Origin of the sequence: Enterococcus sp. AZ095b (assembly GCF_051714725.1) — a bacterium.
Lineage (GTDB): Bacteria > Bacillota > Bacilli > Lactobacillales > Enterococcaceae > Enterococcus_B > Enterococcus_B pernyi.
In genome coordinates, this window is sequence record NZ_JBIOSL010000001.1 from 2,919,942 (window position 1) to 2,932,123 (window position 12,182).

10 protein-coding genes are annotated in these 12,182 nt (G+C 37.3%); 6 read left to right on the top strand and 4 right to left on the bottom strand.

Annotated features, from left to right (window positions below; all coding sequences use genetic code 11):
* Positions 1–288: 288 nt before the first annotated feature.
* From IGJ99_RS13915 to IGJ99_RS13925, 3 genes are all read left to right on the top strand, one after another.
* Entirely contained in the window at positions 289–972 is a 684-nt protein-coding gene (locus IGJ99_RS13915; protein ID WP_409173668.1) for a hypothetical protein, read from the top strand.
* 964 nt (positions 973–1,936) lie between these two features.
* Positions 1,937–2,809 (top strand): hypothetical protein, encoded by an 873-nt coding sequence (locus tag IGJ99_RS13920; protein ID WP_349521382.1) that lies wholly within the window; start codon positions 1,937–1,939, stop codon positions 2,807–2,809.
* A 226-nt stretch (positions 2,810–3,035) separates the two neighbouring features.
* Positions 3,036–3,803, top strand: a complete 768-nt coding sequence (locus IGJ99_RS13925; protein WP_438748898.1) for a hypothetical protein — start codon at positions 3,036–3,038, stop codon at positions 3,801–3,803.
* Positions 3,804–4,430: 627 nt separating this feature from the next.
* Here IGJ99_RS13925 and IGJ99_RS13930 read toward each other — a convergent pair.
* From IGJ99_RS13930 to IGJ99_RS13945, 4 genes are all read right to left on the bottom strand, one after another.
* Complete coding sequence (locus IGJ99_RS13930; RefSeq protein WP_438770904.1) at positions 4,431–5,420, bottom strand: polyprenyl synthetase family protein; 990 nt, start codon at positions 5,418–5,420, stop codon at positions 4,431–4,433.
* 22 nt (positions 5,421–5,442) lie between these two features.
* A complete protein-coding gene (locus IGJ99_RS13935) occupies positions 5,443–6,009 on the bottom strand; it encodes a Gx transporter family protein (protein WP_438748900.1) in 567 nt (188 codons plus the stop codon).
* A gap of 12 nt (positions 6,010–6,021) precedes the next feature.
* Positions 6,022–6,432 carry a NusG domain II-containing protein gene (locus tag IGJ99_RS13940; protein WP_409173670.1) on the bottom strand — a complete coding sequence of 137 codons (411 nt, stop codon included), beginning with the start codon at positions 6,430–6,432 and terminating at the stop codon, positions 6,022–6,024.
* 242 nt (positions 6,433–6,674) lie between these two features.
* Positions 6,675–8,606: an NAD(P)/FAD-dependent oxidoreductase gene (locus IGJ99_RS13945; protein ID WP_409173671.1), complete on the bottom strand. Its 1,932-nt coding sequence runs from the start codon at positions 8,604–8,606 to the stop codon at positions 6,675–6,677.
* A 305-nt stretch (positions 8,607–8,911) separates the two neighbouring features.
* On the opposite strand from IGJ99_RS13945, the gene pplA reads away from it, so the two are divergent.
* The 3 genes from pplA to menA all read left to right on the top strand — a co-directional run bounded on the left by pplA (position 8,912) and on the right by menA (position 12,143).
* Positions 8,912–9,850 carry an extracellular electron transfer flavoprotein PplA gene (gene pplA / locus IGJ99_RS13950; protein ID WP_224434376.1) on the top strand — a complete coding sequence of 313 codons (939 nt, stop codon included), beginning with the start codon at positions 8,912–8,914 and terminating at the stop codon, positions 9,848–9,850.
* A gap of 229 nt (positions 9,851–10,079) precedes the next feature.
* Positions 10,080–11,177, top strand: coding sequence for an FAD:protein FMN transferase (locus tag IGJ99_RS13955; RefSeq protein WP_010733914.1), 1,098 nt, complete (start codon positions 10,080–10,082; stop codon positions 11,175–11,177).
* 12 nt (positions 11,178–11,189) lie between these two features.
* Positions 11,190–12,143: a 1,4-dihydroxy-2-naphthoate polyprenyltransferase gene (gene menA, locus IGJ99_RS13960; RefSeq protein ID WP_010733913.1), complete on the top strand. Its 954-nt coding sequence runs from the start codon at positions 11,190–11,192 to the stop codon at positions 12,141–12,143.
* Positions 12,144–12,182: the final 39 nt, after the last annotated feature.

A 12,182-nucleotide genomic window follows, 5' to 3' on the forward strand; every position in this document is an offset into this window, starting at 1 on the left:
TTCATAGCGTTCTTTAATCCAGAATATAGCATGGAATTTTTCTTGCTGGGAACAATTTTTTTCCAAAAACAAAAAAAGATTGTTTTAAATAAACAAAACAATCCATTTGAGTGATTTAATCCATAACATGAACGAAAGTCACCTCTGCTCTGCAAATCAATCCAAAATAACACCTTTTAGAAAAGATCAATACTAAAAATTTACACATTATAGAAATAATCGGTACATACCACGAGTTGAAAAATGATATTTTTTTTATATATTAATAAAGATAATTAAGGAGAAACAATGGAGAAACCTAAAAAAAATATAGAGGTGACAAGATTTTTAAATACAGCCATCAGAGATGGTGTTCTAAATCCACAAGCAATCGGTCAAGAAAGCTTATCTCGCTTGAGATTACACATATTGATCAAAGAACAATCGTTAACTATAAATTTAAAAGCACCGAATCTTTCTGACAACGTTTTTCAGAGAATCAGTAGACAATTAGATGTTGTAAAAAAATTCTCACAACAAACAGCATCGATCACAGCTGAAAATATCCAGTTATCTGCTAAACAAATTGACCAGAAAATTGAGCGTTTAACCGAAAAAGACAGAGAGTTAAATGAACAAATCAGGGAAATTAAAAGTGAAGTAAAAAAACTTTCTAGCAGAACAGCCAATCCGGATGAATATAACAAGGCAACAACCAAACTCAATAACGCAAATAAAGAACTAAGTAATAATCGAAATAACATCTACAGTCATCGCGCAATGAAGCTTGTTTTAAAAGAACAAGAACGCCAGCAAACGAAAAGTGTTCGCCGAGAATCTGTCGATCAGTCGCCGAGACGACAATCCGTTTCTCAAGTAACATCTGAACCTCGTCAGTCTGTCGCACAAAAGCTTTCTACGCCTCGGCAATCACTCGTACAGCAACAGGAAAAACGAACAGAAAAAATCGATAACCTAACAGAAAGATCATAAATACAGAGAAAACAATACAGGCGCTTGCAAAAGAAAGAGATGGTCTCGTTAGCAACCCTAACGTAAAAGAAGAATTCGCTATATATACTGAAGGCATCCAACTTCATCGAAAACAAGCAGACAATCTTTACCGTCAACTGGAGACGATTGATTCAAAGACTGCAACGAAGTTAGAAACAAAATTTGCTGATTCCCCTTATGGCAAAGTCGCGTGTCCATTAACACCTAAAGAAATCTCTGCAATCAAAGTAGCAAAGGCCAATGAAAAGTTCAATCAATCTTACCGCAACTTATCTCCTGAACCTAAAATGAACAAAAAGCTAAGAATAGACACAGGTAAAACCCTCTCATAGAAAGAGAGAACAGCCGAACATAAGAAGTTTATTCAAGAAACTAAAAAAATGTGCAGAAAATTGAGGCCAAATTGCAAAAGTACCACAAACGCAAAAAATATTTTCGGTCTGATTGCGAATGCTTTCAGAGAAAAAAATCCAAAGTTTAAAGGAAAAAAAACTGATTTGATAAACAAATTCGAACAACCGCAAAAAAAAACCACAAAAAGGTATCCTAAAACCAACATTTAAAGAACAAGTAACTGACGCTCATAATAAAAAAGAACCATAAATGAAAAATCAAAAACTGCGTGGAGATCGAACACAATCACCGAGTTTTAGCAGATCATGATCATCGCCCACACAGATAAAGATTTTCTAGCTAAAGTGGTTCAACAAATCCATATATTTAGTTATTTTATATACTTTATTTCATTACAAAAAGAGACATAAAATTATAATGAAAAAGCTCTGCCATTCGATCAGTCCACCTGCTTCAATTTCAATTTTACAACGTTTTATTATCTCATCATTTATATCAAAAATTTTCCTTAATAGAAATTATTGACACTAATTAGCAATAAAAAGATGTTATGTTTATTTATATATAACAATAAGAGAAGGAGATAGATATGGCTAAGAACAAGCAATATAAACCCAAATTAAACAATGAGGGGAAAACAACGATCACTCACCTCTCGAATCAAATTATCGACTCTGAGAATATGATCGAAAAATTCAAGGCACAACGAAAGGAGCTTGGAGATTCTTCAAAATCTTCAAAAAAATATCAGGAACTGACAGATGCTATCAAAAATCATAGGAAAAGAATTCATGTTTTATATAGAAGAATCGAAAATATTTCACCCGCACATGCGGATAGATTGGAAAAATACATAGATAACCATTTCACTCAAGACAAAAGCGTCACGAAGAGCAATGAAAAAATCATGAATGAACCAATCTATGAAACCATTCCTGAAGTTAGGAAAAAAAGGAAGGAAGAGATCGATGTCCCAATCACATTAAAAAGGGCTCGATCAAAAGAAGAAATTCAGTCGGCTGTTAAATCTGCTAATGTTAGATTCAACGAATCTCATAAAAATATATCTTCAAAGTCATATGATAAAAGAGAGAAAACAATCGAAATCAAAAAAAAACCAATTAAGGATACTAGGAGTCAAAAACTTACGCTAGATAAAGCTGAGAAAAAGTTGCATCAAACGGAAAAAAAACTAGCTACTTTCCAAAAAAGAAAGAAGAGGTTAGTTGGCAGAATCATGAATTTATTTGGTCGGAAAAATAACGAAAAATTAATGAACCAAAAAAAATTATTGATTGATCAAATTAAAATTATAAACGGAGAGCCTGTTAAAGGAATTCTGAAACCGTCATTGACCGAGAAGTTAGCTAACGCACAGGAACAGGTCAAAGTGAACGCCCAAGAAAAAGCAAATCCAACACTGAACAATCGACCAAAAACTAATCCTGCTCTTTCAAAGTAAAACAACTTCACACTAAAAAAAATAATCTAGGATATTGATCAAAAAATGATCAATATCCTTTTTCTGCTATCAAACAAGCTTTCCTCCTCGTTGCTTTCTCGCTCGTATTTCAAGAGCAACAAATGCTTACACTAATTTTCCTTACTTAGAAATTATCGATATCAAACACGAAGATTAAAATGCTATTTTTGTTTATGTAACAAAGATGAGAGATGAGGAACTAATTATGGATAATCGTAAAGAAAATATTATGTCAGTAGAAAAGATGAAACAGCGTTCTAGGAAATTAAGTAAGCATCTACCAAAAAGTCCTGCTACAGAAATCAAACAACTGACAAAAAGCCTGATGAATACAGTAGCTAGAATCCAAGAGCTAAAGGAAAAAAGAGAACAGCTTAGTGATCATTCCACATCTTCAAAAAAATATAGGGAACTAACAGCTGGCATCAAAAATAATGAAAAAAGAGCGCAAGAATTACTTGATAAAATCGACAAGTTGTCGCCAAAACAAGTAGATAAACTTGTCGAACGATACACAGACTCTGCTGAACCGATCTACGAAACAATTCCTAGTGATACTAAAAGGAATGAAAAAGATGCGCCACTCCCTGAAATACGTGACCGAACAAAAAAAGAAGTGGTAAATGCTGTTACGGAAGCGAATCGTAAGTTCAATGAAACACATAAAGATATCTCTAAAGAACCTTATGCAAATCGACAGCCAAAAATAAAGTTTGATGCAAAAACATTGGTAAATGGAATGGATAAAGAGGAGCCTTCCCAAAAACGCGATCACACAGACAAAGAAGTTGGGAAGGCTAATCATAAGGTGCAGACCCAATCATTACAAAAAAAGATTTCACCTGAGACTCAGAAATTTACATTGAAAGATAGGATCAATCATGCACATCGCCAAACAGAAAACAATCATCTAAAACAAGATAGCCACTCGCGAAACAATCGACCACAAACTAGCCCGAGCCTTGGAAGATAAAAAATAAAAAAACCAGTGATTTCCTTATCAGTCAGGACTGCATAAGGCTTTCACTGGTTTTTATTGACTCATTTATTCTTGTCATTCAGCGACATTTCCCCCAAAATGTTAACGATACTGATTGTCAGAATAAACAAAAAAATGAATGTTTTAACTACTTGTTTTGTCCATGGTTCACTCAATATTATGTATTATTTCTTATGTGCTTTGATTTCCCTCCTTTATTCTTCCTCCGTCACTTTATGTACTTACGTCCATAAATAAAACGATGTAAGCCCCTGTTCGATAAACGACCCATGTCCATTCTATTGATGGTTCATGTTTTTAAGAGCAACAAACTACTGATACGTATGGAACTACTAAATGGAAATCAGTCACCATGCGATACCTATTATTTAGCATACCTCTTTCTTTCAGAAGGTGCAAAACCACTTTTTCTGTGCAAAGAAAAAAATGAGCCTGGGACATTAGTGACCTTGCATCTCCTAGAACCGAATAAACGGTGTTCCAGAAGCAACCCCTTCAGAAATAAGCGTGAAACCCCAAAAATTTGAAGAACAATTTTCTGGGTTTCACGCTTATTTCTCGGAGCTGAACACTTCTGTCACAACCACATTTTTATATAACTTAGTCTGCCCGTCTTAGGATCAATGACGTCAAAGTCTCTAATGTTTCTTTTGTTTGTACCGAGGTATTTGGCAATTTTTTGATTTCTTTTAATGCTTGTTTCGTATAGGATTCTGCCAACTTCTGGGCGCTTTCGACCACTTGTGCCTCAATAACTAATTGTTGAACCTTCTCAGCTTCTGCTTGTGTCATTTGTTTTTCTTTGGACAAATATTCAAGTAATTCTGCTTTTTTGTCTGTTTGTAACGCATAGATCAAAGGTAAAGAATACACCCCTTGACGAATGTCTTCCAATACAGGCTTGCCGATGTCTTCGCTCTGTTTTGTATAATCTAAAATGTCATCAATGATTTGAAACGCCATACCGATCGCTAACCCGATATCCCCAGCTTTTTTTGCAAAACGTTCGCTTGTGCCACTTTCGTATGCACCTACAAAACAACTCAGTTGAAAAAGTTCAGCGGTTTTACCAGAAATATTCTGTAAGTATTCTTCAACCGTCAACTGGGTATTGTATCTATCATCCATTTGCCCGAGCTCGCCATTCAATACTTTTTCCATACTTCTTGCATTTAATTGCATACTCTTTAAGGAAGAAGTATATTCGGACAAGAGTTTAAAACAACAAACAAATAAATAATCTCCGGCATAAACAGCGACACTATTGCCAAAACGGCTACGTAAGTTTGGCTGTCCTCTGCGTAAGTCAGCTTCATCAACGATATCATCATGGATCAACGTCGCAATGTGTAGCATCTCAATAGATGCTGCCAACGAAATGGCTTTATCGCGATCTTGCTCCGGGCCAAATTGAGCAAATAATAGTTGATACGCCGGACGCAGTAACTTCCCACCTGCATGAATCGTTTCTTTTATCGCTTCTTCTACTGGTTTGTTTTTCAGCCGAACAACACTTTCCATTTTTTTTAGTGTTTGGTTCAATTCCACTTGGATCGTTGGATAGTCCACCCACATTTGATGTAACTTCATAAAAAAACTCCTTGTATAACGCTTATTTTTTCAGAAATACCGATTGCCATTGACTATTGGTCTGTCGATCATAGTCTGCTTGGAAACGCTGAAGTGTTCTCACATGTTTCAGCAGATAATTAGCAGCTATCCCTATGGCCAATCCTGATAGAATACCTAGGAATGACAAAATCGGTAAGTAGAGCATGACTGTCCATGATTGAGCGATAAATGACGCGGTCAATAACTGACCGACATTATGCATAAATCCACCTGTCGCGCTGATGCCAATAATGCTAACCCTTTTAGGACCCAGTTTTTTGACTATCAACATCCCTACATAACTCAACAACGCACCACTCATACTATAAAGAAACGTCGAAATCGTGCCGCCTAATAACGTGGTCAAAAATAAACGCAACCAAAGTAATAAGAAGCTATCTCGTTTTTTCATTGTAAAAATTGCCACAATCGTAATCAAATTAGCCAATCCTAGTTTTGCACCTGGCGCAAAAGCGAAAGGATAAGGAATCATATTTTCCAATAAACCGATGATCACACCTTGGGCAACTAATAAAGATATATAGATCATTTTTTGTAATTTACTCATGACGTGAACCGTCTAATAAATCAGACTGTCTTCCCCACTCCCGTCTGTTGATCGCACTTCGATCACTAATTTGTGAGGCAAACAAACGATTGTTTCACCATTATTCGTTGCCCATCCTCGGCGAACGCAAATCTGGTCGTCGCAGTCTGCTTCTTTGATCCGAATTCGTTCCCCATCGATCTCGATCACGTTTTTTTCGCCATGATCATCTTCGTATAAATAGGTATAAGCTTTGGTTTCAGTTACCAACGGAAACGTTTTGATTTCTGTTCCATCGACTCGTAGCACTGCTTCTTTATTTGGTGTTGCATCCACTTGTTGATAACTAAAGATGACAACCGGCAAGAATGAGAGCATGACTAACAAAAGAATAATGATGATATCCCAAGGTTTTAATAAACTTTTTTGAATAAATTCTTTCAAGTACTCACTCCCTTTTTCTCCTCGTTTGATTGCTCCAATTTTACCATGAATAACGAAGGTTGTGAATGAGAGGCACAACACAGCTAATTCAAGGATTTGAGCGATTCATCATCTTTATACGAACCTATTTAAGAAAAAGATGAGCTTGGAATGTTTGCACACCCCAAGCTCCTCCTTATTTCTTCTCATATCATGATTTTAGTTGCTAAAATCATTTGGATTATTTGAATTGTTAACTTTCTCTATTCGCCGTAACGCGCCTTTGGTTTCCCGTACCACCAATTACCGAGTGTTTTCTGTAACCAAGGAATCACCCAACGATCCAAACCGATCGCACGACCTGAACCATTCATCAAGGCAAACGCCACAAAGATGAACCAGATGTTTACCCAGTAGAACATACCAGAAATACAGAATGTGATAACTAAAACAATCGTTGTTGCACTACATAACCAAGTGAATAAACCGGCAATCAATGCTAACGCTAACGCGATTTCAAAGAAGACCATGAATTTTTGGAAGAACATCGCTACATCGTTATTTGGCATGATGACTTGCATGATGCTGTTGAACCAGTCTGGTGATTTATCGATCACTGCCATTGGTTCTTCACCATATGCGTAGCTCAAGCCAAAATGTGCCGCTTGTGTTGCTGCTTCTCCAGTTGTTACACCTGCACCGCTCGCAGCTGTTGTTGCATCACCTGCTGCTGAAGCACCACTTGCTACATCTGCTACATTGTATTCCCAAGTCCAAGGGAACACACTGTTACCAGTAAACCATGAACCTTCACCAAACCAAGTACTTGGTTTTAATACTTCACCGTTACCAATCATTTTCTTAGAAGCTTCAACTAACCAAACAAGACCGTAGAAGATTCGTAATGGGACGCTCCATAAAACATTGCCGTAACGAGAAGAATGTCCACGAGTCACATTGCGATCATCTTTGATATGGAAGAATTCGTGCATCATATATTGGAACATATAATAACCTGAACGGATATCAAAGAAATATTTCAAGTTGACGATATGCTTCATGATAATTGCTAAAAAGCCACTTAAATGGATCTTGTCAAATAAGTTCGCTACACCCCATTTGGCGCCGACAGAAACCATAAATCCTTGGTAGTTCCCTTTAAATTTATGTTTCTCGCCACCTTTGATCGAAGCCACGATATTCGCTGCAGCTGTATGACCGGTTTGTTCTGCGGCTTGAACGATTTGTGGTGTTGGTGTATTAGGGAATTCTTCGTAATACACTAAATCACCAATGATGTAGATATTTTGTTCTTCATAGCCTTTTGCTTGCATATATTCGTTTGCTACTAAACGTTGGCCACGTGCAGTCTCTAATCCGAAATCAGCCGCATCGGTTGTTCCTTTAACACCTGCTGTCCAAATCAAGGTATGCGTAGGCACTTCACGACCGTCTTTTAATTTGATATGGTCAGGAGCGACTTCAACGATTGGCGCATTCAACAATAGCTCAACATTCTTTTTATTTAAATAACGTTCTGCTTTGGCTGCATCATTACGATCCAACATATTCAAAATCGTTGGCATTGCTTCAACAACCATTAGTGTAATCTCATTTGCATCTAGTTTGTAGTCTTTGGCTAAACGATCTTTCCAATCCACTAACTCACCGATCATTTCGATTCCCGTAAATCCAGAACCACATACAACAAACGTTAACATTGCCTTACGCAATTTTTCGTCTGGTTCTAATGCTGCTTTTTCGACTGTTTTCTCAATGTGCTTACGGATCTTAACGGAATCTTCAAATGACCAAAGAGTAAAGCCATTTTCTTTAACACCCGGTGTACCAAAATCATTTGGTTCACCACCCATACCTAAAATCAATTGATCGAATGGATAAGCGCCTAATTTGGTTTTGACGATTTTTTTCTCTTTGTCGATACCAATTACTGTATCAGTCACTAGATCTACATTTTTTTGTCTTGCAAATAATCGTTGTAAATCGTACTGGATCGCCTCTGGTTCCACACGTCCGCCTGCAACTTCGTGAAGTTCTGTCATCATCGTGTGGTACGAATGACGATCAATCAATGTGATTGTTACGTCTTCTTTTTTCAGTTTCTTCGCTAAGTGTTTTGTAGCTGAAACACCCGCATAACCAGCACCCACAACGACAATATTTTGCTTTGTCATTGAATATCCGCTCCTTATTTTTCATCTATATAAATTATTAATAGTTGATCGTTTTTTCAATTTGATAATGATTACACAATCTTTATACATTATATAGATGTTTTGTATATTTGTCTAACACCTTTTTATGTTTTTTTTATTACAATAAAAACGCCTGTTTTTCACGAAATTTCCAGAAAGAAAACGCTCAATTAAATCACTGTCGTTATTTTTGTAAAACGGTTGACTTATTGATGATATCCATTAGAATGTATAATGAATCACAAGGAATTTGTGGACAAAAAATGAAATGGCGGGGTTAAAAAATGAAGAAAAATCGGTTTGTTACGGGGGTTGCTGTATTAGCATTCTCAACATTGATGCTAGGAGCTTGTGGATCAGATAACAATGATAGTTCAAGTAGTACATCTTCTTCTACTTCTACTGCACAATCTTCTACAACAGAAACTAGTACAACAGAATCAACTAAAGAAATCGTTGCTGGTGGAGAATTACAAGACGGTACATACAAGTTAGAAGAAAAAAACTACTCTAATGGTTACCGTTCAGTTTTTGAAATGGTCGTAAAAGACGGCAAGATCACTGAGTCTAATTATGACAATGTGAACGAAGATGGCAAATCTAAAATGGATGATGCTGAATACAACGAAAACATGAAAGCAAAAGCTGGTACAAATCCAGAAACATTCATTCCTGAATTAAATGAACAGTTGCTAAGCGCACAAAGCGCAAGTGGTGTAGAAGTTGTGACTGGTGCGACACATTCATCAGAAAGTTTCCAAAACTACGCACAACAATTGATCCAAGCGGCTCAAGCGGGTAACACTGAAACGATCGAAATCGATAATGGTGCAGAACTTAAAGACGGCACATACAAGTTAGAAGAGAAAAACTATTCAAATGGCTATCGTGTGCAATTTGAATTGACAGTTGCAGATGGCAAAGTCACTGAATCAAACTTTGATTACATCGATGCAGATGGCAAATCAAAACAAGATGATACAGAGTACAACGAAAAGATGAAAGAAAAATCTGGTACTGACCCTCAAACTTACATCCCAGAATTAAACGATGAACTTGTTTCAGCAATGGGCGAAGAAGATGGTTCTCCAGCAGATGTAGAAGTAGTAACTGGCGCAACTCACAGTGCACATTCATTCATCATGTATGCACAACAATTAGTCAATGCTGCTGAAAAAGGCGATACACAAACAATTGAAGTCGATAACATTGTGACAAAATAAACTTTGTCTCACAGAAGGCTCATCTGCCTTTACGATAATCCTTTTGGAGATGTGGCAACTGTCACATCTCTTTTTCTGTGCTATCCCTGCAAACGCCATATCCCCCGAAAAAAAGATGTTCATTCCTGCCAGATTATATTAGAATACAAAGCATGAACTTACTTTTGATTTCGCTTAGAGATTTCTCTTTATGCGGAACATGAAATAGATAAAAAGAAATGAGGAATAGATGTTGAAGAAACGATTACTTCCTTTTGTCTTGCTCTTGTGCCTACTGACCATTGCGGGTTGCAGCACAGACCAAACAACTGAAGGAAAACAAGAGAACAACACTTCACTGCTTTCTGACCCTTACACAGACGAACAATTTTTGCTTGGTACTTACGTTCGTATCCGTATCTACGATGAAGGGAAAGAAGACGTATTAAAACCTGCTTTTGACCGAGTCAAAGAGTTAGGCGATAAAATCACGATCAATCAAAGCGGCTCCGAAGTTGATGAAATCAATCAACAAGCAGGAATCAAACCAGTCAAAGTATCTGACGATGTGTACCGTTTATTAAAACGTGCGTATGAGTACAGCGAGGACTCTCATGGAGGCTTTGATATGGCAATCGGTCCAATCACACAATTATGGCGTATCGGCTTTGACGATGCACGTAAACCATCACAAGCAGAAATCGATGAAGCATTGAAGTTAGTGGATTATCATAAAGTCCAATTCAATGATGAAGAAAAGACTGTTTACTTGCAAGAAAAAGGCATGATCCTTGACCTAGGTGCCATTGCGAAAGGATTCATCACTGATGAAGTCGTCAAAGTCTTGAAAGACCATGATGTAACGACGGCGATCGTCGATCTAGGTGGGAATGTCTATGTTCTTGGACACAGTCCTAGAGGAGAAGATCAAGATTGGACAGTCGGTATCCAAGATCCGAATCTTGCCCGTGGAACGATCCTCGGCTCGATCAAAGAACGAAATAAAACATTGGTCACATCTGGAATCTATGAGCGCTACTTGGAAGTTGATGGCGTGAAATATCATCACTTGTTCGACCCTAAAACCGGCTATCCTTTTGACAACGACATCGCTGGTGTCACGATCATCACCGATCAATCCATTGATGGAGACGGACTATCTACTGCGGTCTTCGCCATGGGTGTCAAAGATGGCTTGGCGTACATCGAGGATAAACTGAATGATGGAACTGAGGCGATTTTTGTGACAAAAGATGATAAGGTCTATGTGACAGATCCAATCAAAGACACTTTCAAACTCGCTGAAGATTCAAAATATACTATGGGCGATCGTTCTGAATTAAACTAAGGAGTAACTGATATGACACTAAAAATCTTTTTAGAAGTAGTTGAACTACGTACGAAGGTCGCTAGTGTATTTCCTTTTGCGATAGGGGTTTTATTCTCTATCGCTTTTTTTCACGAAATACAGTGGCTGAACACTTTACTGTTTTTTATTGGTATGCTTGTCTTTGACTTAGCAACTACCGCAATCAATAACTATATGGATTATGAAAAAGCACATTCGGAAATTTATAAATACGAAGAGAACGTCATTGGACGGACTGGTATTTCACCAAAACTCGTACGAAACATGATTTTAGGGATGATTGCTTTTGTCTTAGTCATCGGTATATTACTGACATTGCGGACTGGTTGGTTATTGTTGCTGATGGGGATGATTTGTTGTTTTATTGGGATTTTTTATACTTTTGGTCCTATCCCTTTATCACGTATGCCATTAGGAGAGATTTTCAGCGGTTTTACCATGGGTTTAGGGATCTTTACGATGGTCATCTATATCAACACTCATCGCAGCGATCTATTTGATTTAACCCTGTCTTTAGCAACTGGCACCTTCAATTTATCTGGCAATATCTGGGCTGTAGCCGCCATCTTTCTGGCAGCACTCCCACTTGTTTTTACGATAGCCAATATTATGTTAGCGAATAATTTACGCGATTTGGAGCGAGATATTGAAAATCATCGGTACACGTTAGTTTTCTACATTGGTCGTCCCATCGGTATCATGCTTTTTCAACTTTTGATGTATGCGTGCTATCTGATTCTTTTAATAGGTCTGATCAGTGGTATTTTTCAATGGCCGATCCTTCTGGCTTTCTTGACTTTACCAAAAATATATCTTAATCTTCAGCTATTCAAAGAGAGTCTGCCGCAGCCTATCAGTTTTAGCTATTCAATCAAAAATATGATTTTGTTCAACAGTAGTTATGCACTTGGTTTATTCGCAACGATTCTTCTCAATCAACTATAGACATAAAAGTGTCTGGGACATTAGTCCTCTTGTACCACC